This is a genomic window from Corynebacterium sp. LaCa117 (assembly GCF_046717765.1).
Taxonomy (GTDB): Bacteria; Actinomycetota; Actinomycetes; order Mycobacteriales; family Mycobacteriaceae; genus Corynebacterium; species Corynebacterium kefirresidentii.
The window spans coordinates 2,429,390-2,452,291 of sequence record NZ_CP177102.1; the positions used below are offsets into that span (position 1 = coordinate 2,429,390).

Below are 22,902 nucleotides of genomic sequence, written 5' to 3' on the forward strand. Positions count from 1 at the left end.
AAAGTTCCTTTACATTACTCAGATTATGAGACTTACGCCCCACCTATGAACTGCGACCCACACCAAGAAAGCTATCAACCCATCAATACCTAAGCCTTTAATTCCACGATGGACATTTCGGTTAAGGGGAGGTCTTGGGATGTTCACTTCGCTAGGCCACGGGATTGTGCAAACCCGGCTGGATTGGTTGGAATTTCGGTTTCATACTTACGGTTTGCAGTGAATCGCCGAGTGTTAGCTTACGCCATGCTGGATATTAGCTGCAACCGTTTACAGCGAAAATACAGCTTTTGAGATTGTCCCAAGCTACTCAGTTCTGGCGGCGAAGGCTTAAAGTCAAAGGACGCCTTGTCTGAATTTTGCCGCGCATCAAAATCGTTAGCGCAAGAAGCTGCCGCTAACTGCAGCGAACGATGGGCTGCGGGTCATAGACCGTAGTGGTGGTCTCGCGGGAGAGCTCCTTGCCGCCGAGGTCCTTGATGATGCGGGTATCGGACGTCGTAAAGCCTGGCGCACCAGAGGAAGGCGAGCAGTCGCTGCCGGGCACGGACATCGGTTGTGGGTCGGTCTTAGCCCAGCGGCCGTTATTTACTGACTCGACGTCAACGGTCTTGGTGCCCTTCAAACGCACGGTAATCTTGCCGCCCCCAAAGTCGGTCTCAATGCGGACCGGGGTATTGAAGGTATTGGTGAACTGCAGGTCGATGGCGCCTTCGTAAACGGTGGCTTCGCGGCCGGCGGGGTAGCGCGAAATGTAGTACGAGTGCGGGGTGTGGGCGGTATCTTCCATGCCCGCAAAGTAGGCAGCGTTGTACAAGGTGGTGGCGAACTGGGAGATGCCGCCGCCGACGGCGGAGCCGGAGTGGCCATCAATAATGATGCCGGATTCCACGTAGCCCTGGGCAGTGCCGCGGGGGCCAGTGTGGCCGTTGAGGGAGAAGGTCTCGCCCGGGTTGACCACGGCACCGTTGACCTGCTGGGCCACCAATTCGATGTTCTTGCCCGAGGCAGCCGAGTAGCCCTCGGTGGTGAACTCACCGACGGTATCGTTGAAGGTCGCCTTCTTGGCATCTTCAGTGGTGAACTTGGCTGGGTCCGGCTTATAGGTAGCGTCCCACTCGCGGTCATCACCGGTCACGCGCTTGTCAAAATCCTTCATGGTCGGTTCCCAGTCGATGATTTCGCCATCTTCGGACGGGGTGACCTGCTTGTCGTTGCCATTGAAGGAAATCTTGGCATTCACGCCGGGCACATCAGCGCCCTCAGAGCGCTCCGCCAACAGCTCTTGCGCGCGGTTGGTATCCACGGCGAGCTTGAGCTTGCCGTCCTTCTTTTCAATGCTGGTGAATTGCGAAATTTCCGGCTTATTCAAGGTAGCGGTGACATTATTTTTAGCCTTCAAGGTAATGGGATTATCCAGCGCCTTAGCGGCGTCGCCAGTGCGCATGGCCTCGATGGCCGCATCATTAATGGCCGGTTCTACCTCTTCTGGATCCACGTCCACGCCCTCGGAATCGAGCCAGTTTTCCGTGACCGCGTTGTGCAAGGAGCCGGCATCCACGGTTTGGCCAAGCTTCGGGTCGGTGACCTTGAGCTCGCCGTTGTTAAGCTCCAACATGCCATCGACAGGGTCGGTGGAAAGGTTTTTCTTCACCCGCTCCAAGGCAGGCTGCAGCTGGGCTTCATCTACGTTGGTCTCTACCGGAATATCCCGGGTGGAACGGAAGAAGCTATACAGGCGGGTGAAAGGGTTGAGGGAAGGCTCCTCAATATTGTCTACGGCTCGCTGATTATCCAGGGCGAGGCCTGATTCGGAGGGGACGAGTTCCGTGTGGAGGTCACCGGAGGTAACGGTCACGGGCTCGGTTTCTACGCCCGCGAGCTCATCTTCGAGCTTCTCCACGGCGGCGGTGCGATCCATGGCAGAGATGTCCACGCCGTTGACGGAAACGGCGCGCGGAATCTTGTCCTGGTTTGCCGCGACATCCCAGGCATAAGCAATGCCCGCGATCAGGACAAGGCCGACAAATACACCGAGCGCGATGAGCCAGCCTTTAGCACCGTTTTTTCCTTCTGCCTTTTTCACGCCTTAAAGGTTAACGGTTTTAGTGGTATTTTTCCTAGTCCTGTGCGGCCTCGGGTGCAACGTCGGCCGGCGGAACGCTGACATGGCAGGCCGCGTCCTCGAGGCGCTCGCGCGGCAGACGACCCTCATCCACGGCACCGACAACGGCATCGATTACCGCATTGATATCGCCTTCAGTGGACCACAGGGGCATATCGGCACCGGCATTGAGGGAGGTCACGACGGCGTCGGCAAGCGGGAGCGAATCCGCAATCGCCTTCATGCCGCCGATGTCATCGGTATAGATAGGGCCGTCGTACTGCAGGGTCTCGCGAGCCAAGCCATAAGCCTCCGGCAGCATAGAGGCAGGAGTCTGGCCATCGCCCAAACCGGGCACGGCGAGGTGGCCCATCATGAGCGCGGCATGCGGCGCTTGGGGAAGGGCGGTTTTAAAAGGAATGAACTCGTGTCCCTCCAGCTCTTCCAGCGGCGGGGTAACGGCCTCGGCCAGGTGGGTATCGCCAGATGCTCGTCCGTGTCCCGGGAAATGCTTGAATACGGCCTTGACCCCGGCTGAATCCAACCCGCGCGCAAAGGCTGCGCCGTATTCACCTGCCTGGGCAGGATCGGTGGAAAAGGACCGATCGCCCACCACCTCTAGGCCATTGCCATCGACATCGAGCACCGGCGCGAAGTCCACGTTGATGCCATGAGCCTTGAGAGTGGTACCAATCTCGTGCGCGAGCTGTTCCACCTCTTGCGGGGAACGCTCGGCTGCCATCTGCTGCGGTGCAGGATACTCGCCCAAGATCTCTGAGAAACGCTGCACCCGCCCGCCTTCAAAATCGATGGAGACCTCAAAGTCGCGGCCTACCTCTTGGCGCAGGGCATTAATATCGCGGCCCTCTTCCTGCAGCAGGTTGGGATCCGCCCAGCTGGGGATAAAGATTCCGCCCACACCAGCATCTAGTTTGGCCTTGGCATCGTCGTAATTGGTGACCGGGGGCATCAACACGGAGGCGGCCATGGCGCGGATGTCCTGCTGCGGGGCTGCTTCCTGCGAAGTCTCTTCTTGCATTTCTTGCGTCGCGGCCGGTGAGCTCGATGCCGCTGGGGTGGTGGAGTCCTGACTCTCGGCGTCCTCCTGAGGGGAGGTGGAGCAGGCGCCCAAGGCCGTCACGAGGGCAAGGCTGGCGAGAATGCGCGGAGTTTTCATGCCTTCCAGTGTGCAATATTCCTCGCCTTCTGTCTGAAACGGTGGGTAGACTAGCCACATGAGTAACGGCGAGACAATGCTAATTGCCTACGATGGCACCGAACGAGCCGGCCGCGCCCTCGAGTACGCGGCCCAGCTGCTGCGGCCCACCACGGTGGAAATCCTCACCGCCTGGGAGCCGGTAGCCCGGCAGACCGCCCGCGCCGTCAGCCGCACTGGAATGCACCAGTCCACCGTCTCCCCCGATGGCGTCGAAGAGGATCCGGCCTACGAGGAAGCGTTGAAAATCTGCCGCCAGGGCATCGAACTAGCCGAAAGCTTGGGCTTGGCTGGCCGCGCCCACTTGGTGGAATCTGCCACCACTATTTCCTCCGCCATCATTGATGCAGCACACGAGCTGGACGTGGATGTCATCGTGACCGGCACCCGCGCCCTGACAGGTTTCCGCGCCTGGTGGACCAACTCCACCGCCGATCAGATTGTGCGCAATGCCGGCCTTCCCGTCTTTATCGTGCCGCAAGAAAACGAGGAAGACGCGGACGATGATGAGGCAGAATACTTCTAAATAGCTGCTAGTATTTTTAGCCATGGCTCTGGAAACCGATTCTTTGAACAAGCGCACCCTTGGCCCCGCCATCGGTAGCGCTGTTGTGGGCATCGCGCTCGGCGTCATCACCATCATCGGCATCGCGCAATTCTCCGGCACCGATACCGTGCCAGAAGGCAATGCGGTTTCTGCTTCCGATGCGGTTTTGGGCGGCCCTGAGTACGGATCCCGCAACTAGGTGTGCGTACCCTCCGCGGGCGGCTCGCCCGCCCCTACCCGCTGGGGATCTTTGCCCTAGCGCTCATCCTCCTCGTGCAGCCGTGGGGGTTGACGGCCGCCGATACCAAGCATGATCTGGCGGCCGATCCGCTGCACTTTCTCCGCGGGGCGCTGAGCGCCTATACGGATACCTTTACCCTGGGACAACTACAGAATCAGGCCTATGGCTATCTTTTCCCCCAGGGGCCCTTCTTCGTTTTGACCCAGCCACTGCCCGATTGGCTGGCCCAGCGCCTGTGGTGGCTGGTGGTCTTAAGCGTTGGCTTCATCGGCTTTCATAAGCTCGCCTGCAAGGTAGGCCTGCGCGGCGGGTGGGTCTGGGTGGCGGCGATGCTCTACGCGCTTTCCCCTCGCGCGCTTTCTACCCTGAGCGCCATTTCTTCCGAGACCTGGCCGGTCATGCTCGCCCCCTGGGTCATCCTGCCCTTCCTCAATGCCAAGCTCACGTGGCGCGATGCCGCCGCAGCCACCATCCCCGTGGCGCTTATGGGCGCGGTCAATGCTACAGCCACCATCGCGGCTTGTACCCCGGCGGCAATAATCCTGCTCTACCGCCGCGCATTCAAACCCGGCGCGGCCTGGCTCCTAGGGTGCCTGGCGGTATCGGCGTGGTGGATCGGCCCGCTTATCGTACTCGGCCGCTATGCCCCGCCGTTTACGGAATTCATCGAATCCGCTCGCGTGACCACGCGCTGGCTCAACCTGCCAGAAATTCTGCGCGGAACCACGAGCTGGACACCGTTTGTAGATACCGAGCGCGTGGCGGGCAATGCGCTGGCTACCGAATCCTTCTTCGCGCTGGTCACCATGGGCATCGCGGCCGTGGGCATCTACGGACTCACCAAACTGCCGCGTGTGTGGTCCGTCATGTTGGTAGTGGGCATCGCGGTGCTGGGCTGCCAGGTGGCGTGGTACCTCGATGCTCTCGATGGTCCGCTGGCCGCGTTGCGCAACCTGCATAAATTCGATCCGCTGGTGCGCATCCCCCTGCTTTTGGGCGTGGCGCGAGCCTGCGCGAACCTGCCGCTGCCAAGGAGCTTACGCCCGACCAAAAAGCAGACGCTAGGCGCACTGACGCTGCTGTTGTGCATCGCGGTCATCTCCCCGGCATGGTCGCAGCGCTTGCTGCCGCTGGGTGCCTATAAAGAGGTGCCTTCCTATTGGCACGAGGCCACGGACTTTATCAATACCCACGCCACCGATACTCGCACCCTCATCTACCCCGAGGCGTCCTTTGCCCGGCAGACCTGGGGGTGGACGCGGGATGAGCCGGCCCAGCCGTTGCTCGATGTCCCTTGGGCCGTGCGCGATGCCATTCCGCTCGTACCACCAGAGGCCATCCGTGGGCTCGACGGTGTGATGGCCGCGCTCAAGGAAGATCCGGCCACCGGCGTGCGTTCCCTGCAGCGCCTCGGCATCGGCGCGGTGATGGTGCGCCACGATCTCTTCACCGGTGAGGACGAGGCCCTAGCCAGTAAATTTGGCGGCGAAGTCCACCGCTTCGGCGAGGTCGATGTCATCTTGCTCAACCACGCCGGCATGTCCTTAGGGCCCACAGACCCAGTCCGCGTGGCCGGCGGCGGGGAAGCCTTGGCGCTTCTCGACGCCCACTCCACCCCCACCACCCGACAGCTCGTCGATCGCGACGCCGATATCGTCACCGATACCCCGACGCTCACGGACCGCAACTACGGCACCCTCGATGGCCCCGTCTCCGCACCCCTGGCCGCGAACGACCCCAGCCACGTGAATAACCGTCTGCGCGATTATCCTTCCGCGGGGCCTCTTAGCCAGGTCGAGACCCACGGCGGTTCCGTGGCGGTCTCCTCCTCGGCAGCCGATGCCACGGCCTTTGGCGGGGCCCAACCGCACAAGTCCGCTACGGCCGCGGTGGATGGGGAGAATTCCACCGCGTGGTGGCCCGCGCCGGGCGATGACTCCGGGTGGATTGAGCTGCGCGGTCAATTCACCCAACCGCGTCTAAAGCTCATGGCCACCAGCGCCACTACGGTTACGGTGCGCTCCGGCAGTGCCGCGGTGGACGTGGATCTCAAGCCTTTTCATGCACAGGAGGTCCGCGTTCCCGGCGGCGATACCGAGGCCATCCGCGTGGAATTGTCCCACCGCACCGGCATCGCGGAACTAGGGGTAGAAGGCCAGCCGGTCGAGCGCGTGGTGACCGTGCCGGATACCTCCCCCGATGTGCACCAATTCTTCTTCCAACAGATGCTGCAAGATACCGGCGTGCTCATCCGCGACTTCACCGCGCCGCGCCCCATGCGGGTAAAGGTAGATTCCACCAAGCCCGTGCTTATCGACGCCCACCGCTACGCCCCCGGCGATTCCCTCACCCTGAGCCCCGGCACGCACCGCGTGCGCACCACTGGGCCGTGGGTGAGCCTTCGCGAGGTGGGCTGGCACCCGCCGGAGCCCTCGGAACCCACTAGATACTCGATTAAAGCCAGTGAGGAAGACCGCCTCTTGGTCACCGGACGCGCCTTTAATAAGGGCCTGCGCGGGTATTTGGACAATGAAGAGCTCACCCCGCGCGAGATCGACGCCGCCACCCAGGCTTTTGTCATTCCAGCCGGCCTATCTGGCGACTTCCATATGTCCTTTACCGCCCAGCCGATCTATCGCGCCACCCTCCTCTTGGGCGGCTCCTTGGGATTGCTGACGCTCGGCCTGTGCCTCCTGGCGGCCGCGCGCCGCCCGTCCCGGCCCACCTGGCGCGCACCGCGTGGGGGCGCTGTCTCGGCCGCCGTGGCACTTGGTGCACTGGCCCTTACCGGCTGGCCGGCCGCAGTGGCGGCCGTGGCCGCGTGGTTGGTAGTGCGCTGGACCACCATCCCGCGCGCCTATCTCGCCCCCGGTGTAGTCGCTGCGGCCGGAGCCATCCTCGCCCGCGCGCCGTGGACGTCTGGTTCCTATGCGGGTGATTCGCTCTTGCTTAACTGCTTGTGTGCCGCGGGCGTGGCCTGTCTTTTTGCCGCCGACCGAGGAGAAGATCCCGGCCGGGACGCTCGATGAGCGTATAACTAGCGGCCGAAACCACCACGGTGCCCACCACAGTCACGGCCAGAATGACCCAAAAGTCCAGGGGTTTCCCGCTAAAAAGCGGCACCCCGGTAAGGGGAAAGGCCAGACCCAAGATGGCCACATGCCACAAGAAAATGGAATAGGACCATGTACCCAGTGCCTGCATGAGTGGGCTGGTCAGCCAAGATTTCTCCCGCGGGGCGAGTGCCACCGGTACCACTACGACCGCAGCAAAGGCCGCGCCCGCCATGATGCGGCGAGAAAATTCCGCGGGTTCGGGATGGATAAGCCCCTGCGGCCCAAACCACTCGCGACTGGCACCCCACAGCACCACCGCCGCCGCGAGCCACCACGCCCAGCGCGGCCGCAGCACCCGCTGCACTCGCCGACTGATGCCGGCCTCTTCGCATTCGGCGGCCACCATTCCCACGGCAAACCACGAGGCATACGCGGGCGGCCAGATCTGCGAGTTGACCTGGTCCTTGGCGTAATCGGCTACAAAGGGCACGAATCCCCACGCCCAGCTGAGCACTCCTGCCAAGACAATGGTGGCAATGCGCCAGCGCCGCGGCAGCGTTCCAAGCAGCCACACCAGCACAGGCAAGAAGAGATAAAAGAAGAACTCCACGCACAGCGACCACAGATGGGTAAGACCTGGGGCCAACCCGTCGACCACATAAATTTGCGTGGAAGTCAGGTTGCTCAGCAATTGGGTGAGGGTGAGTGAGTGGGCGTCGGGAAGCAGGAGCATCACCGCCACCACGCAGGCATAATAGGCCGGCAACAGACGTGCCACGCGCGAGCGCGCATAGCCGGCTAAGCTGTGCGAGCCGCGTCGGCGCCACAAGAGGAACGCGCTGAGTGCAAAGAAAACGGCGACGAAAAAATCGAAGCGCCCGGCAAACCCCCACCCAGTTCCGGTCTGAAAAGACACGTGGGTGACAATGATTCCAAGGGAGGCGACCGCGCGTAGACCGTCTAGCTCCGGCAGATGCTGGGGTACGCTTTTCACAGATGCCTGCGGCTGCACGCTTGCTCCTAACCCCGGATCGACCTGAAACTGATTGGACATATTATTGCAATGAAACGCTACCTTTGGCCACGCTCGCCACTAGCGTGGGTTGTCATTGCCGCCGTCATTTTCTTGGTGCTGGGTACCGTGGTGCCGCCGTTGTATAACAATCAGACTCGGCCCCTCGCCTTCGACCAAAACATCAACACTGTCACTGCACCGTCCACCGGCGTGTGGATGGATGCGCCCGCTTTTATCGCCGGCGCCAAGGCCACAGGCGATAGCAAGAATCCGCAGTGCCAGGAAAAGAAGGCACCCATCTGGTGCTACCTGCACCATGACCTGCTCACCATCGAGCGCAACACCACGACCGCTGAGGTGGCAGAAAACGATGCGCTCGCTCACTCTGATTCTTTATCGCGCCTGCTAGCCGGCGAGACTCCGCTCGCCCAAATCACCGAGCACTCCGTGTTGAACCGAGAATCCACCTACCCAGTGGCGGCCCCTAAGGATAAATGGGAATTCCTCCTGCCGGCAGTGGATACGGGCATGGCCCGCACAGATTTCGAACGAGATGGCATCAACTACTTTTTCCCTTCGGGAACCGAGCAGCGCTCCTATCCCTTTTTCGATCTGGCCTCGCAATCCTCCACGGCGGTGGACTTCACCACTACGGAGAAGTTAGACGGTATCCCCACCTATTCCTTCCACCACGATATTCAGCCCATTTCCCTGGCCGATATGCGCAGAAACATCACCACCGAGGCGGTCGATTCCGGTAGCGGCGAAAAGCAGCTGGCCGCTAAGGACTTCCGCATCTCTGGTCCGGCGAAGCGATTCTATGACGAAGACTCGCGCAAGCTCCTCGGCCTAGATCCCACTGACCGGGTCACGGTGGAACCTTTTTATACCGTCGGCCGCGATATCTCCGTGGAACCCACCACCGGCACCATGGTGGATCTGCGGGAGAATATCAAGATTTTCTTCGCTGCCGACGAAAAACAAGCCGGCACCATGGTGGCCAATGACGATACGGAGGATCGCTCCATCTTCGCTGCCGATATGCGCTGGTCCGATGACACTCGCGCGGAGCGCCTCGACGAGGTGCGTCCGGTCATTCGCACCATTCGTGCCTTGATGGTCGTCGGCTGGGCGGGCAAAGCCATCGGCGTCGGCCTATTACTCTGTGCTGCCTATATGTACATGCGCCGCCACCGTGAAGGCTAAGCGTCTAGTACTCCTCGCCTGGGGATTCATCCTCGTGGCCGCGGTGTGCTGGCCCTTCGCCCTGCCCGGTGAGTTCCTGTGGCGCGATATGGCGCTGCTTGACCATCCGGCGCTTTCCCCTTCGGCTTTCGGCGGCGGCAGTTTGCCTGCCCGCAATGCCCCGCAAGACGGCTTCTTGGCTGTAGTAGGCGGCGCGTGGGCGGCGCGGGTGCTCATTTTTGCCGCCGCGGCGTCCTCCGCGCTCACCGCGGCGCGCTGGGCTCGCTCCACAGCCTCCGCGGTGAGCGCGATGGGGATGGCGGTGGCCAATCCTTTCGTCATCGAGCGCCTCCTCCAAGGCCAGTGGTCACTTGCGGTGGCCGCGTGGCTGCTACCGGTCATCGCGTGGGCAGGAAAGCAGCGCAGCTGGGTGGCGTGGCTGGCTATGTGGGGTGCTTCATTTACCCCTACGGGTGGGCTCTTTGCCGTGGTGACCGCGGCGGTGACCTGCCGCAAGCGGGTAGCACTTGGCGGCGTGGTCCTGTGCTTGCCGTGGGCCGTTCCGGGCATGTTCTATCCCGCTGCGCCCGGCGATACTGCTGCAGCGGTGGCCGCGTTTGCCCCGCGAGCGGAAGAGCACGTCGGCACCGGGGGCGCGCTGCTGCGCTTGGGCGGCATCTGGAATGCACAGGCAGCCATCGGGTTCGCGATATGCGGTGTCATCGTGGCGATCATCGCCTTGCTCGGGGCGTGGCGAGTTCCCGTTCGGCTGAGCATACTGGCAGCTATTGGTCTTGGCGGGGCGATGTTTTTCTGGCTGGTTCCCGGCGCGTTGGTGTGGTCCATCGATCACGTACCAGGGGCCGCGCTACTGCGCGATAGCGGGAAGCTAACCATGCTGGCATTGCCGCTGTACGTGGCCTCGCTGGGTGCGCTGCCGAACCTGCCAGCAGCACTAGCCACCGTGGCCGCGGCCGTGCAGCTGATTCCGGTTCCGGGGCGGCTAGCGGTGCTCGCGCCGCGGGATACGGGAGTAGATCAGCAGCTGGTGTGCGAGATTGACGGCCGCGTGGCCTTCTTTCCAGAGCGCGCCAACCTTGTAGAGGTGCCTGGCGGTGTGGCGGTAGATCCCTATTCCAAGGCGGTCGCCATGGTGGAATCGGGGGAATTGAGCGTAGACGGGACCGTGGTGGATCAGGCTTCGCCGCAGTACCGGGCGGCGCTGCGTGCGTGGGAAGACCACGATATGAACCGCTTGGAACAGATCGGTGTCGGTGTGGTCGTGGTCGACGGTGTCATAGTCGCGGAAACGGATGCGCCGCGGCCCGAGGTTCCATGGGCGCTTAGCGCGTTGTGGATGGCTTGTCCGCTACTAGCCCTTGCAGCAATTCCGCGAATTGCTCGCCGGTCTTCTCCCACGAGAAACTAGCGGCAAAATCGCGCGCATTGGAGCCGAGGGTGCGGCGTAAGGGGGCGTCGGCAAGCAGCTGCTTGGTGGCCGCCACGAAGTCTTCCTCGCGCTCTACTAAAATGCCAGTCTCGCCGTTAATAACGCTGTCACGCAGGCCAAACGTATAGCCAACGGTGGGAACACCATGTTGGGCGGCCTCCATAACTGCCAATCCCCATCCCTCCTTGCGGGAGGGCATGAGCAGGGCATCGGCACGGGCGAGCAAGGCATGCTTATAGTCCTCGGTTACCTGGCCGCGGAAGCGCACGCGACTGCTGACGCCGTGTTCCTCGGCATAGGCACGCAGGTTAGCCTCCCACCAGCCAGAGCCAATGACATCCAGGACCGCGCCCGGGGTCTGCGCCACCGTATCCATGGCATGCTCAATCTGCTTATGCGGCACCAGGCGCGAGAGCGTTACCAAGTGCACGTCGGCCTCTCGTTCCAGGGAAGGCACATGGTCCGGAACCGGGTCCAGGCCATTGGCAATGATGTGTGCACCCTTAATTCCCAGTGCCTCTAGATCCTCGCGGGAAGCCTCAGAAACGGTGACATAAGGAGCGCCGCGATACACACGCGGAGCCACCCGGGACTCAAGGAACCAGCCGAGACGGCCCAGAAGGGGGCCTGCCACCGGCCACTGCTCGCGATGGCAATGGTGGGTAAGCAGCACCGTCGGTGCTCCAGATACCAAGCGGGCGAAGAAAGGAATGCCGTTTTGGGTATCGATGACCGCATCCACGCCGCGCAGGTCACCCAGCCCTAAACGGCCGGCCAGCATCGCCGCCCACGCGCGTGGATATACGCCAAACTTGGCGCCGCCGCGGCTGTAGCGCACGCCGTCGCGCACCTCCCGGCGCGCGGCATTCATGTGCTTGGAGGTGCGAAAAACCACCTCGTGGCCCTGCGCCGCGAGGTATTCGCCCACGCGCTCCAAGTAGCGCTCCGAGCCCCCGCCTTGCGGGTGGGTGGAATCGCGCCAGCATAGTAAAAGAATCTTCATTGTGAGGTATTAGCCTAGTGGGTTATGAGACATACCCGTGAGATGGCCACGCTGCGCCGCTCCTTGCAGCTGTTGCGTTCCTTTCGCTTTGAGCAGACGCACCCCGAGATTTTCTACGGTGGGCTAGCGGAAGATACGGCCGCACTGGTAGATAACCTCGGCCGCGACTTGGGCGTCCAGCTTCCCGGGGCGAGGGTGCTCGATGTGGGCGGCGGACCGGGCTATTTTGCGGATGCTTTTGCCCGGCGCGGCGCCCACTATGTGGGACTAGAGCCGGATGCTGGCGAAATGTCTGCGGCTGGCATCCACTTGCGCAACTCGGTGCGCGGGGACGGCACCAACCTTCCCTTTGCCGATGACTCTTTTGACGTGGTCTATTCCTCCAATGTGGCAGAGCACATCCCCAATCCTTGGGATATGGGCGAGGAGATGCTGCGCGTGACCCGCCCGGGTGGCCTGACCATTCTGAGCTATACGGTATGGCTCGGCCCCTTTGGCGGCCACGAGACCGGCCTATGGGAGCACTACATTGGCGGTGACTTTGCCCGCGATCGCTATACCCGCCGCCACGGTCACCCGCCCAAGAATGTCTTTGGCACCTCGCTTTTCGACGTCCCCTGCTCCGCCGGCCTCCACTGGGCACAGCGCACCGGCGCGCTCAAACTCGCCTTCCCCCGCTACCACCCCAGCTGGGCTTGGTGGCTAACCCGCGTGCCAGGTGTGCGGGAATTCGCGGTTTCTAACCTGACATTGGTATTGCAGCCTAAGAGTTTTAATGGCAATACGCGCTGAGATCGAATACCTCGCTACATTGATCTCGGACTCGGTCATCGTGGGTCACCACGATGACCGCAGCACCAGCGGCGGCTTGTTCCTGTAGCAGGGACAGCACGCGGTCGCTGTTCTTACTGTCGAGAGCCGCAGTTGGTTCATCCGCCAAGATGAGGCTCGGGGTGCGTACCAAGATACGGGCAAAAGAAACTCGCTGCTGTTCGCCGCCGCTTAAGGAAAATGCTTTCTCTTTCTCTCGCCCAGCTAAGCCCACCTGTTCCAGCGCACCGGCAATAATTTCTGCTTTCTTAGCCTGCGGAGTTTTAGGAGGCAATGCGACGGCCAAATTATCGGCAACCGAATCGGTATCAACCAGTGCAAAATCCTGAAATAGATAGCCAATATCGTGGCGGCGTACTTTTCGCGCCTGCCTTTCTTTCATACGCGTAGCATCGTGACCGAGCACTTCCATGCTTCCGCCGCTGAGCGAGTCCAGAAGGCCTAAACAATTTAATAGCGTGGTTTTTCCGCACCCCGAAGGCCCGGTCAATGCCACCACTTGCCCTGGAGCGATATCTAAATCCACGCCGGACCACAAGGTGCGCTTAGCAATGGAGTAGCGACCTTCCCGAATCTTTATTACGGCCTCATTCATTTTTCTATCTCTTTCCTACCCGATATGAGATGTGCACCATTGTCACTACCGAAACGACGGCCACAAGAATCGAAAGCCCAACCCCGTAGGCCATTGCTTCTGGCGTTACTTTCAGCTGAGCGACAACGGCGGGCATACTATTCATCCGTTCCAACTCTCGTGCTTGGCCGCCTTTAAACCATAAATAAGCGATGGTGACACAACAGATTGCGGCGTCAGCAAGCCACAAATATCGATACGCCCTAGCCATAGGGATTCCCATGAAGCGGTAGACGCGAAGCCGCTGTGCAAACAACTTTCGATACAAAAAGCCCGCAATGACCGCCATGGTTAGCGCAATCAAAGCCGCAGCGATGACACCGAGAACCAACGCAACGGTATCGGCACGCAGCGACGCGTTTCCTTTGGCCCAAAGATGTGCAGCCGAGTTGGTTTTCAAAACGAAGTTGCTAAGGTCCGGGTCATCGCGAAGCTCAGGCGGAAACTCACCCAGAAAGCCCGTGCCATTCTGAGTCATGCCGGCAACAATGGTTCTATCTGACGGCAGCTGGTCGTCCGGATAGATGGTCATCACCGGTCCCGCAGTTTTTACCTGTTCTCCCCAACCAGTTTCATCTATCTGCCAAGTAGCTACGTCAAAGTCATCACTATCGAGGATCTCCACTGGGCATTCGTGCTCGCTGCAATAGAAGTCCTTCGGGACCGAATCTGCAATGCCTTCCAGTCCTCGCGGAATATACCTTGTGGGCTCGTGCGGCGGATTATTCTGCAATTTCTCGCGCAGTGGGCCTTCCACCGAACGCATCGCTGCCGTGTAATTGAAACTGAGCATATCCCGGCCGACTCCGCCGAACTCTGCCGGTGAGTCCTCAGAAAACTGTACATATTGAAACTGACCAACTGCAGATTTAGCCCGCGCAAGCTCGGCTAACTTATGTGTTGAATCTACGATGCCATCGCTATCACGCGCTCCTGAAAGTTCCAGGAGCTGAAGATCATCGGATTGCTTCCAGAAGTTACCAACGCCTTTTTGCACCTCTACTTCATGCAGGTGGTTTAGTGCTGGGGCTATGAGTCCTACAGCTGCAATACAGGGCACGAGTTTCAACAAGACGACAATTGCCACGGTGCTGCGCTGCGGCAGCTTCCCTTTGAGCCGATCCCTCAACGCTAGCTTTTTACACGCCCATGTAGTCAGGAGGAATGCCACCACCATGACCACGAGAAGAGGAAACAGAAAGACTGCCGAGTAGCGCAAAATCCCCAGCATTACCCGTGGCGAAACCAATACTGCGCACAGCACCAGCGCCAGCGCCCCGATAGCCAGTGCGCCAAGAAATGCACTTGCATAAGAACGCCGAAATTCACGTGCGAAAATGGCCCTAGGCGATAGTCCCATGAGCTGCCACACGGCATAATCCCTGGTTCGCGCGATCGCACCGGCCACGACGACAGCAAAGCACGTGGCCAGAATCAAAAAATAAATTCCGGCTAGCGCGGTATCCGTGAAAAGGAACGACCATTCTAGGCTTTCGAGTTCCTGATGCTGCGCGCTGTGGGCATCCAGAATTCCATACACTGTATTTTTGAAATCCTCGCCTCCGGACAGTTGTAGAAGCTGACGCGGATCCTCATCCGGTAATTCCGACAGATCGTGTACGCGAACTGGACTGCCCGGCGCAATCGTGTCGTACCAACTGCTACCAAAGTCCCCAGCGGCGTAGACGTCGGTATGGTCCGGTTGCTCGAGCTCCACTGCAATGCGCTCCCCCTTCGATTGCGCAGCCTCATCGAGTGCAGCAAGAATTTCAGAGCCCTGACCATCATTCGATCCGACGTTGATAAAAGAGCCGGTTTCAAATATTCCCTCCGACTGCGTCATCGCAAATGCCCAATACCCCAAGAACAATGCGGATAGTACGCAAAATGCGGCGAGAATTCGTTGAGAAAGGCTAACGCCTTCTTTCATGAAATACTTCCTTAACTAAAGCAAGGGTCGCCAATGACGGCGACCCTTGTGACGCTTACCTTCTATTAACACAAGCGGTAATAAGCGCCATCCGCCCCGAGCCAACGAGATGATGCCTGCGCACGGGCCCACGTATTAGCCGGTTGGCAGCCAGAGTCAACGTACTGGTGGCCATTCACAGAACTACCGTGATTAACACTGGGATGGTGGTAGTTCGACCACACTCGGCCTCCACCCTTACCGTGTTCCCACATACCCCCATCGACAAGTTCTCCTGCCAAAGCAGTTCCCCCAAGCGCACCAGCACCTAGTACAAAAGCAGCGGCTGCGGAAGCCAGACTTTTTTCCGCATCTATTTCTCTCCTTTTCCGAAATGAAATACCCGTTTTCCGGGCCTATAAAATAATTTCATAATTATTAATAGTTGTCATCATTAACGATAAAGAGTTTCATTTTTATTAACTAATATTAACTTATTGTTTACTTTTTATATCTAGGTAAAGCAATACGAAAACCCCCAGCGACAATGCCGTCGCTGGGGGCTAGCTGAGCCTAGTTTTTAAGAGGCGTTCTCTACGCGCTCCTTCAGGGCGTGGAACTGGTCCCATACCTCGGACGGCACGCGGGAGCCCAGGAAGTTGAGGTAGCTGGCGTTATCCTGCATATCGCCTTCCCAGTCCTTCGGATTGACGGCAAGAGCGGCACGAACGTCCTCGATATCGAAGTCGATGCCCTCGAGGTCGATATCCTCGGCGCGAGCGGTGTGGCCCACGACGGTTTCCTCGGCCTCAACATTGCCCTCAATGCGGTCAATGATCCACTTGAGCACGCGGGAGTTCTCGCCGAAGCCCGGCCACAGGAAGCGACCATCGTCGCCGCGGCGGAACCAGTTAACCAGGAAGATAGACGGCATGCGGTCGCCGCCCTTTTCACCCATATCGATCCAGTGCTGCAGGTAGTCACCGGCGTTGTAGCCCATGAACGGAAGCATAGCCATCGGATCGTGGCGCAGGGTGCCGACGTTGCCCTCTGCTGCAGCGGTCTGGCCGGAAGCCAGCAGGGCACCGATCATGGTGCCGTGGTTCCAGTCAAAGGCCTGGGTTACCAGCGGAACGGTGGTCTTGCGGCGGCCGCCGAAGAGGATGGCATCGATCTTCACGCCCTGCCAATCGTCATACTCCGGAGCGGCGCTCGGGCACTGGGAAATCGGGACGCAGTAACGAGAGTTCGGGTGCGCAGCCTTAGTGGAGGAGGACGGAGTCCAATCCTGACCGGTCCAGTCGATGAGGTGCTCCGGCGCCTCCTTGGACATCTCCTCCCACCAGACATCGCCGTCGTCGGTAAGCGCAACGTTGGTGAAGATGGTGTTGCCCGGCTCCATGGTCTGCATGGCAATCGGGTTGGAGTCGTAGTTGGTGCCAGGGGCCACGCCGAAGAAACCATTTTCTGGGTTTACGGCATAAAGGCCGTCCTCGCGCAGGTGCAGCCAGGCAATATCGTCACCGACGACCTCAGCCTTCCAACCCGGAATGGTCGGGGTAATCATGGCCAGGTTGGTCTTGCCGCATGCCGAAGGGAAGGCGGCCGCAACGTGGTACTTCTTACCCTCTGGGTTGGTGAGCTTCAGGATGAGCATGTGCTCAGCCATCCAGCCTTCTTCCTTGGCCATAACCGAAGCGATGCGCAGCGCGTAGCACTTCTTCGCCAGGATGGCGTTGCCGCCGTAGCCGGAACCGTAGGACCAGATTTCCTTGGTCTCTGGGAACTGGGTGATGTACTTGGTGTCATTGCATGGCCACGCCACATCTTCCTGGCCTGGCTCTAGCGGGGCGCCCACGGAGTGTAGGGCGTGGACGAAATCACCGTCGGTACCAATCTTGTCCAAGGCTTCCGCACCCATGCGGGTCATGATGCGCATGGAGAGCACCACATAGGCGGAGTCAGTCAGCTGCACGCCCAGCTTTGGTTCCGGATCGCTAATAGGGCCCATGCAGAAGGGAACCACGTACATGGTGCGGCCCTTCATGGAGCCACGGAATGCCTCCGTCATTTCTTCCTTCATCGCAGCTGGCGGGGCCCAGTTATTGGTCGGGCCGGCGCCATCTTCATTCTCGGTACAGATGAAGGTGCGGGATTCCACGCGGGCAACGTCAGAAGGATTGGAGCGAGCCAGGTAGGAATTAGGGCGCTTTTCCTCATTCAGCTTGATAAGCGTGCCCTTTTCCACCAGCTCTGCGGCCAAACGGTCAGCCTCGTCCTGGGAGCCGTCTACAAAGACCACCTGGTCCGGCTGGAAAAGCTCAACGTTCTCGCTGATCCAGCCGATAAGCTTTTCGTTTTTAGTCGGCAGCTCTCCGACGAGCCCTGGGATAGTGGCGGTCATTAGTAATTCTCCTGAGGGTGGGTGTGAAAAGTGGGGAAATGAATCCCCAACTGTGCCTTCCACCTCAAGATTAACGTGCTTGTCCGAATAATTTGCGCAGATTTTGTCACACTGGTTATATCCACCGCGTTTACCAGAACTTCACCAAGCGCAACCACAGATACTGTGTTAAAAATCGCCTTTTGCCACCCCCCTGTCTGGGGGTCTATTCCCCTCCCCGGCGGCGCCCAAAACGATCATCCCCACCCCCAACCGGCCCCACTGGTTATACCAGGATTGATCTCGCCACACGTGACCCACGGCACGGCGTATTGCTTGGCAAGGCTAAGCAGGGAAAAATAGTCCGCAATGAATAACACAGATAACTCTCAAAACACCCGCGCTGGAGAAATGCCTCCAGGGCGCCCACCACAGACCGACTTCAATGCCGTATTCGACAACGATCTTGATTACCCACGTCTAGGCAACGTGACTTTCCGCCGCGGCACGCTCACCGAAAACCAGCATGAGCTTTTTGAAAAGCGCTGGCCGGAGCTCGGACGCGTGCTGGAAGACGAGGTCATAGATCTCGCTTCCTGGTTCGGCCGCAGCGGCGCCAAGACCATCGTGGAAATCGGTTCCGGTACCGGCACCTCTACCGCCGCCATGGCGCCGAAGGAGGCCGATACCAATATCATCGCCGTCGAGCTCTACAAGCCGGGCCTGGCCAAGCTATTGGGCCAAATCGAGCGCGAGGGCATCGACAATATCCGCATGATTCGCGGCGATGGCATCGAAGTCATGGTGCGCATGTTTTCGCCGGAATCCCTTGATGGCATCCGCATCTTCTTCCCAGATCCCTGGCCAAAGGCCCGCCACCACAAGCGCCGCATCATCCAGTCGGGCACACTCAACCTTTTTGCTTCCCGGTTAAAGAAAGGCGGCGTGCTGCACGTCGCTACCGACCACGCCGGATATGCCGAGTGGATCGATGAACTAGTTGAAGTAGAGCCGAGCCTGGATTACAAGGGCTGGCCGTGGCCAGAGTGCCCACAGTTGGTGGACCGTCAGGTCATCACCAAGTTTGAGGGCAAGGGCCTAGATAAAGAACACGTCATCACGGAGTATCTCTGGGAGAAGAAATAAATGAGCACCTACCTACTTGTCTGGGATGCGCCCAATATGGACATGGGCCTAGGCTCCCTGCTCGGCGGCCGCCCCACCGCCGCACACCGCCCGCGCTTCGACGCCATCGGCCGCTGGCTTGTACACCTTGCTCAAGATGTTGATGCGGAACCGCGCGCCGATGTCTTTACTAATGTCACCCCGGGCGGCGCCGATGTCATCCGCCCATGGGTAGAAGCCATCCGCAACGTAGGCTTCGGTGTTTTTGCCAAGCCCAAGATCCACGAAGACGACGACGTGGATCCGGATATGCTCGACCACATCGACAATCTTCGTGCGGATCTGGCCGGTGTCATTGTCGCCTCCGCCGATGGCCAGAACTTCCAAGAGCCTTTGGAAGAGCTCATCGCCGCGGGGATTCCGGTTACGGTCCTGGGATTCCACGAGCACGCCGCGTGGGCCGTCGGCCACGCGGATATCAATTTTGTGGATCTAGAAGACATCGAGGGCGTATTCCGCGAACCGCTACCGCGCGTGAATCTGGATAACCTGCCCGAGGGTGGTGCATGGCTGCAGCCATTCCGTCCCTTGGCGGCCCTGCTTAATAACCGCTAGGAGGCTGCCCCAATGTTTGAAAAGTGGGGACGTTTTTCCTATGCGCACCGCCGGCTTATCCCCGCCATCGTTGTCGCTGCCATCCTTGCGCTCTTCGTAGGCTTTGGCCTGCAGCTTGAAGACCGCATGAGCCAAGAGGGCTGGGAGGATCCCAATGCGGCGTCGACAAGCGCGGCCCAGATCGAGGAGGAAACCTTTGGCCGCGATAACTCCGGCGATGTCATCTTGCTCTTCCACTCCCCCGATGAAAATTTCGACGCCGCCAAGCAGCACTTGGCGCAGCTGAAAGCAGAGTATCCCGAGCAGATTGATTCGGTGACCAGCTACTTCGATACGAAGAACCCCAACCTGGTCAATGACGATCACTCCCTAGCTTTCGCCGCCATCGGTCTTAAAGGCGATGATGAGCAAACACTCAAGGATTTCCGCACCATCCAAGGCGCGCTTACGGATACCTCCGCCCCAGTGGAAATCGCGGGCGCTACCGCAGTTGCTGATGCCCTAGATAATGGCATGTCCCACGATATCTCCCGCGCCGAAAAGGCCGCGCTTCCTTTGGTGGGCATCCTCCTGCTGGTGGTTTTTGGCTCCGTCGTTGCGGCCTGCATGCCGCTTGTGGTCGGTGGCCTCTCCATCCTGGGCTCGCTGGGCATCCTGTCCATCCTGGCGGAATTTTCCCAGGTCAATGTCTTCGCCCAAGCCGTTGTCACGCTGCTGGGCCTCGGCCTAGCCATCGATTACGGTCTCTTTATGGTCTCGCGCTTCCGCGAAGAGCTGGATAAGGGTCGCTCCACCGAGGAGGCCGTTGCTACCACCACCGCGACTGCCGGCCAAACGGTGGTTTTCTCGGCAGCCATGGTTGCCGTCGCACTTTCGGGGCTCTTCCTCTTCCCGCAAGCCTTCCTGAAGTCCGTGGCTTATGGCTCCATTTCCGCCGTGGGTCTAGCAGCGCTGCTTTCGGTCACCGTCCTGCCCTCAATTTTTGGCATGCTCGGCCCCAAGATCGATACCTGGTCTGTGCGCCGCACCTCTCGGACTGCGCGCACCATCGAAGACACCTGGTGGTACAAGCTGCCGCTGTGGGCAATGCGCCATGCCCGCGGGTTGACCATCGCCGTGTGCAGCCTGCTTATCGCACTTACCCTGCCCATCATGAGTATCACCTTCGGCGGCATCAACGAGTCTTACTTACCGCCCAACCAGGAAACCCGTGTGGCGCAGGATAAGTTCAATGAGGAATTCCCTACCTTCCGCACGGAGCCGGTAAAGCTCGTCGTGGAAAATGCGTCTAACCAGCAGCTTGTCGACGTCGTCATGCAAGTCCGTGGCCTCGAAGGCCTCACCGAGCCCATGGCGCCGACAACAGCCACCAAGGGCGGCACGACAGTTCTTTCCGCCGGTATTAAAGACCGCGATGATTACGCGAAGATTGTCCACGAACTGGAACAAGTAAAGGCACCCGAGGGCGTGAACCTGTACGTGGGAGGCACGCCTGCCATGGAAGTGGAATCCCTTGATGCGCTCTTCCATAAGCTGCCGTGGATGGCACTCTACGTGGTGCTAGCCACGTTCGTGCTCATGGCGTTGGTCTTCGGTTCCTTCGTGCTCCCGCTCAAGGCAATCGTGATGACGCTTTTGACCCTGGGAGCAACGCTGGGCATTTTGACCCTGATGTTCGTCGCTGGACTTGGCTCGGGCGCCCTCAACTTCACCCCTGGCCCGCTCATGAGCCCCATCTTGGTGCTTATCATCGCCATTGTTTACGGCCTGTCCACCGACTATGAGGTCTTCTTGGTCTCCCGCATGGTAGAGGCGCGACGGCGTGGTTCCACCACCGATGAGGCCATTGCGGCCGGCACCGCGCATACGGGTGGGATCATCACTGCGGCGGCGCTCATCATGATTGTGGTCTGTGGGGCTTTCGGCTTCTCCGATATCGTGATGATGAAATACATCGCTTATGGCATGATTTTTGCCCTGCTTATCGATGCCACCATTGTCCGCATGCTCCTTGTCCCCGCTGTCATGCACCTGCTGCGCGAAGATAACTGGTGGGCACCTAGCTGGCTGCGCCACGCCACTACTGCTTTGACTGGTGGCGCTAGACACCGCGGCAAGACTGTTCCCTTCTCTGAGCTCAAACAACGCCTCGAAGGAGATAAATAAGTGAAGAACTGGCTGCGGCTTATCGCCTCGCTCATCGTCCTGCTTATCCTGATTTATGTCTTCCGCGATGAGCTGGACTTCCTGCGCGAAGGCTTCTCGCGGCTGTCTCATTCTGATCCGGCTGCCGTAGCACTGGTAGTCATCGCCTCAATCGTGGCAGTCCTTGCCATGGGCGAGGTTATGCGCCTGCTCATTCGCGCTGGCGGCGTACACGTACCAGCCTCAGAGACGGCCGCCCTCACGCTGGCGGCTAATGCTTGGTCTACCACGCTTCCAGCGGGCCCGGCCTTTTCCGCCATCCTCACCTTCTACGTGCAGCGCACGTGGGGTGCTTCCGTCATGCTCTGTGGGTGGTTCTTCGTGCTGTCTTCGGCCATTTCCACCATGTGGCTCGTACTCATCGGCTTGGGCGGCGTGCTCTTCCTCAATGCCGACATGGCATTGTGGTCCCTCATCGGCACCCTAGTGCTCATGCTGGCGCTTTCCGGCGGCCTTTTCTGGCTGACCAATCACCCAGATACCATCATTCGCTGGCTCAACCGCCAGAAGCTCGTTAAGGGCTCCAAGCGCGAAGCCATCGTGGACCAGGTAAAGAATCTGGAAGAGGTTCACCTCACCCGCCGCCAATTCGCTTGGGTTTCCTTTTACTCCCTGGCCAACCGCCTCATCGATATGGTCTCGCTCTGGGGCTGTGTCTGGGCCGTAACCGGCCACCTCCCTGCCCTGCATGCGGGTGAAGACACCACGACTATGGCCGGTGTGGCGCTAGCGTATCTTACCGCCAAGCTGGCCGGCTCCGCCCAGGTCACGCCCGCCGGCTTGGGCACGGTAGAGGCCGCCATTATCGCTACCCTGGTTGCCACCGGTATGACCGCGGTAGATGCAACCGGCGCGGCAATCATTTATCGTCTGATTTCCTTTGCCCTTATCACCATCATTGGCTGGGTAATCTACTTCTGGCACTATGCTCGCAAGGGCATTACTTACGCCGCCTTGAATCGAAAGGAAAACGCATGAGAATCGCCCCCGTCATCGATATCATCGCCCTGATGCTCTTTGCTGTGGCTGCCCGCCTCGCCCACGGCGGGCTAAGTTTTTCCACCTGGGTTGATGCTTTCTGGCCTTGGGCCATCGGCGCTCTCATCGGCTGGGCTATCATCCTGGCCACCAAGGTGCAGGGCAAATGGAAGGAAGGCGGCGTCGTCTGGTTAAGCACCATCGTGGGCGGCATGGCCCTGTGGATGTTGGTGAACGGCCGACTCCCACACTGGAGCTTCCTCATCGTGGCATCCGTCATGTCCGCGCTATTCTTCTTCGGCTGGCGGCTTTTCGCCCGCAAATAAAAATAAGGAGGGTTAAACCCTCCTTATTTTTTGCTCGTTTTACTTGGAGCTTACCGGTACGCCTGCCTGATTGAGAATA

General features: G+C 59.8%; 19 protein-coding genes. 11 read left to right on the top strand and 8 right to left on the bottom strand.

Annotation, left to right across the window (positions count from 1 at the left end; translation table 11 throughout):
- Window positions 1-397 precede the first annotated feature (397 nt).
- Both ACLI1L_RS11705 and ACLI1L_RS11710 read right to left on the bottom strand, forming a co-directional pair.
- A complete protein-coding gene (locus ACLI1L_RS11705; protein ID WP_411707641.1) occupies window positions 398-2,086 on the bottom strand; it encodes a VanW family protein in 1,689 nt (562 codons plus the stop codon).
- Window positions 2,087-2,120: 34 nt separating this feature from the next.
- Window positions 2,121-3,281, bottom strand: coding sequence for a glycoside hydrolase family 3 N-terminal domain-containing protein (locus ACLI1L_RS11710; RefSeq protein ID WP_086589089.1), 1,161 nt, complete (start codon window positions 3,279-3,281; stop codon window positions 2,121-2,123).
- A gap of 58 nt (window positions 3,282-3,339) precedes the next feature.
- Between ACLI1L_RS11710 and ACLI1L_RS11715 the strand changes: the two genes are divergently transcribed.
- The 3 genes from ACLI1L_RS11715 to ACLI1L_RS11725 are packed head-to-tail and all read left to right on the top strand — an operon-like array spanning window position 3,340 to window position 7,137.
- Window positions 3,340-3,846, top strand: a complete 507-nt coding sequence (locus tag ACLI1L_RS11715) for a universal stress protein (protein ID WP_411707642.1) — start codon at window positions 3,340-3,342, stop codon at window positions 3,844-3,846.
- A gap of 22 nt (window positions 3,847-3,868) precedes the next feature.
- Entirely contained in the window at window positions 3,869-4,066 is a 198-nt protein-coding gene (locus tag ACLI1L_RS11720) for a DUF2613 domain-containing protein (protein WP_005325448.1), read from the top strand.
- A 2-nt stretch (window positions 4,067-4,068) separates the two neighbouring features.
- Window positions 4,069-7,137, top strand: coding sequence for an alpha-(1->3)-arabinofuranosyltransferase family protein (locus ACLI1L_RS11725; protein ID WP_411707643.1), 3,069 nt, complete (start codon window positions 4,069-4,071; stop codon window positions 7,135-7,137).
- Here the strand turns inward: ACLI1L_RS11725 and ACLI1L_RS11730 are convergent.
- Entirely contained in the window at window positions 7,058-8,218 is a 1,161-nt protein-coding gene (locus ACLI1L_RS11730) for an acyltransferase family protein (protein WP_411707644.1), read from the bottom strand. The genes ACLI1L_RS11725 and ACLI1L_RS11730 overlap by 80 nt on opposite strands.
- A 9-nt stretch (window positions 8,219-8,227) precedes the next feature.
- On the opposite strand from ACLI1L_RS11730, the gene ACLI1L_RS11735 reads away from it, so the two are divergent.
- Together ACLI1L_RS11735 and ACLI1L_RS11740 are read left to right on the top strand one after the other, a co-directional pair.
- Window positions 8,228-9,385, top strand: a complete 1,158-nt coding sequence (locus tag ACLI1L_RS11735; RefSeq protein ID WP_411707645.1) for a DUF3068 domain-containing protein — start codon at window positions 8,228-8,230, stop codon at window positions 9,383-9,385.
- The gene (locus ACLI1L_RS11740; RefSeq protein ID WP_411707646.1) at window positions 9,375-10,793 is read left to right on the top strand and encodes a hypothetical protein; all 1,419 of its coding nucleotides are present in this window, start codon (window positions 9,375-9,377) and stop codon (window positions 10,791-10,793) included. The genes ACLI1L_RS11735 and ACLI1L_RS11740 overlap by 11 nt, the downstream gene beginning before the upstream one ends.
- Here the strand turns inward: ACLI1L_RS11740 and ACLI1L_RS11745 are convergent.
- A complete protein-coding gene (locus tag ACLI1L_RS11745) occupies window positions 10,708-11,817 on the bottom strand; it encodes a glycosyltransferase family 4 protein (protein ID WP_411707647.1) in 1,110 nt (369 codons plus the stop codon). The genes ACLI1L_RS11740 and ACLI1L_RS11745 overlap by 86 nt on opposite strands.
- A gap of 24 nt (window positions 11,818-11,841) precedes the next feature.
- Between ACLI1L_RS11745 and ACLI1L_RS11750 the strand changes: the two genes are divergently transcribed.
- Window positions 11,842-12,609: a class I SAM-dependent methyltransferase gene (locus ACLI1L_RS11750; RefSeq protein WP_411707648.1), complete on the top strand. Its 768-nt coding sequence runs from the start codon at window positions 11,842-11,844 to the stop codon at window positions 12,607-12,609.
- On the opposite strand, the gene ACLI1L_RS11755 is transcribed toward ACLI1L_RS11750, so the two are convergent.
- The 4 genes from ACLI1L_RS11755 to ACLI1L_RS11770 all read right to left on the bottom strand — a co-directional run bounded on the left by ACLI1L_RS11755 (window position 12,590) and on the right by ACLI1L_RS11770 (window position 17,595).
- The gene (locus ACLI1L_RS11755) at window positions 12,590-13,243 is read right to left on the bottom strand and encodes an ABC transporter ATP-binding protein (RefSeq protein WP_411707649.1); all 654 of its coding nucleotides are present in this window, start codon (window positions 13,241-13,243) and stop codon (window positions 12,590-12,592) included. The two genes, ACLI1L_RS11750 and ACLI1L_RS11755, sit on opposite strands and share 20 nt — an antisense overlap.
- A gap of 4 nt (window positions 13,244-13,247) precedes the next feature.
- On the bottom strand, window positions 13,248-15,212 hold the full coding sequence (locus tag ACLI1L_RS11760) for a hypothetical protein (protein ID WP_411707650.1): 1,965 nt from the start codon (window positions 15,210-15,212) through the stop codon (window positions 13,248-13,250).
- Window positions 15,213-15,277: 65 nt separating this feature from the next.
- Window positions 15,278-15,592 (bottom strand): lactococcin 972 family bacteriocin, encoded by a 315-nt coding sequence (locus tag ACLI1L_RS11765; RefSeq protein WP_411708376.1) that lies wholly within the window; start codon window positions 15,590-15,592, stop codon window positions 15,278-15,280.
- A 179-nt stretch (window positions 15,593-15,771) separates the two neighbouring features.
- Window positions 15,772-17,595, bottom strand: coding sequence for a phosphoenolpyruvate carboxykinase (GTP) (locus tag ACLI1L_RS11770; RefSeq protein WP_411707651.1), 1,824 nt, complete (start codon window positions 17,593-17,595; stop codon window positions 15,772-15,774).
- A gap of 348 nt (window positions 17,596-17,943) precedes the next feature.
- Here ACLI1L_RS11770 and trmB point away from each other — a divergent pair, with 348 nt between their 5' ends.
- The 5 genes from trmB to ACLI1L_RS11795 are packed head-to-tail and all read left to right on the top strand — an operon-like array spanning window position 17,944 to window position 22,823.
- Window positions 17,944-18,720, top strand: coding sequence for a tRNA (guanosine(46)-N7)-methyltransferase TrmB (trmB, locus tag ACLI1L_RS11775; protein ID WP_411707652.1), 777 nt, complete (start codon window positions 17,944-17,946; stop codon window positions 18,718-18,720).
- Window positions 18,721-19,314: an NYN domain-containing protein gene (locus ACLI1L_RS11780; protein WP_023020053.1), complete on the top strand. Its 594-nt coding sequence runs from the start codon at window positions 18,721-18,723 to the stop codon at window positions 19,312-19,314.
- 12 nt (window positions 19,315-19,326) lie between these two features.
- The gene (locus ACLI1L_RS11785; RefSeq protein ID WP_411707653.1) at window positions 19,327-21,480 is read left to right on the top strand and encodes an MMPL family transporter; all 2,154 of its coding nucleotides are present in this window, start codon (window positions 19,327-19,329) and stop codon (window positions 21,478-21,480) included.
- Window positions 21,481-22,497: a YbhN family protein gene (locus tag ACLI1L_RS11790; protein WP_086588539.1), complete on the top strand. Its 1,017-nt coding sequence runs from the start codon at window positions 21,481-21,483 to the stop codon at window positions 22,495-22,497.
- Complete coding sequence (locus ACLI1L_RS11795; RefSeq protein WP_086588540.1) at window positions 22,494-22,823, top strand: DUF3054 domain-containing protein; 330 nt, start codon at window positions 22,494-22,496, stop codon at window positions 22,821-22,823. The genes ACLI1L_RS11790 and ACLI1L_RS11795 overlap by 4 nt, the downstream gene beginning before the upstream one ends.
- The last annotated feature ends 79 nt before the right edge of the window (window positions 22,824-22,902 follow it).

Excerpts from the sequence above, each read along its gene's own strand:
- ACLI1L_RS11710 (WP_086589089.1), bottom strand. The coding sequence starts at position 3,281 with ATGAAAACTCCGCGCATTCTCGCCAGCCTTGCCCTCGTGACGGCCTTG.
- ACLI1L_RS11795 (WP_086588540.1), top strand. The coding sequence starts at position 22,494 with ATGAGAATCGCCCCCGTCATCGATATCATCGCCCTGATGCTCTTTGCT.
- ACLI1L_RS11780 (WP_023020053.1), top strand. The coding sequence starts at position 18,721 with ATGAGCACCTACCTACTTGTCTGGGATGCGCCCAATATGGACATGGGC.
- ACLI1L_RS11720 (WP_005325448.1), top strand. The coding sequence starts at position 3,869 with ATGGCTCTGGAAACCGATTCTTTGAACAAGCGCACCCTTGGCCCCGCC.
- ACLI1L_RS11750 (WP_411707648.1), top strand. The coding sequence starts at position 11,842 with ATGAGACATACCCGTGAGATGGCCACGCTGCGCCGCTCCTTGCAGCTG.
- ACLI1L_RS11730 (WP_411707644.1), bottom strand. The coding sequence starts at position 8,218 with ATGTCCAATCAGTTTCAGGTCGATCCGGGGTTAGGAGCAAGCGTGCAG.
- ACLI1L_RS11735 (WP_411707645.1), top strand. The coding sequence starts at position 8,228 with ATGAAACGCTACCTTTGGCCACGCTCGCCACTAGCGTGGGTTGTCATT.
- ACLI1L_RS11770 (WP_411707651.1), bottom strand. The coding sequence starts at position 17,595 with ATGACCGCCACTATCCCAGGGCTCGTCGGAGAGCTGCCGACTAAAAAC.
- trmB (WP_411707652.1), top strand. The coding sequence starts at position 17,944 with ATGAATAACACAGATAACTCTCAAAACACCCGCGCTGGAGAAATGCCT.
- ACLI1L_RS11715 (WP_411707642.1), top strand. The coding sequence starts at position 3,340 with ATGAGTAACGGCGAGACAATGCTAATTGCCTACGATGGCACCGAACGA.
- ACLI1L_RS11745 (WP_411707647.1), bottom strand. The coding sequence starts at position 11,817 with ATGAAGATTCTTTTACTATGCTGGCGCGATTCCACCCACCCGCAAGGC.
- ACLI1L_RS11755 (WP_411707649.1), bottom strand. The coding sequence starts at position 13,243 with ATGAATGAGGCCGTAATAAAGATTCGGGAAGGTCGCTACTCCATTGCT.
- ACLI1L_RS11760 (WP_411707650.1), bottom strand. The coding sequence starts at position 15,212 with ATGAAAGAAGGCGTTAGCCTTTCTCAACGAATTCTCGCCGCATTTTGC.
- ACLI1L_RS11785 (WP_411707653.1), top strand. The coding sequence starts at position 19,327 with ATGTTTGAAAAGTGGGGACGTTTTTCCTATGCGCACCGCCGGCTTATC.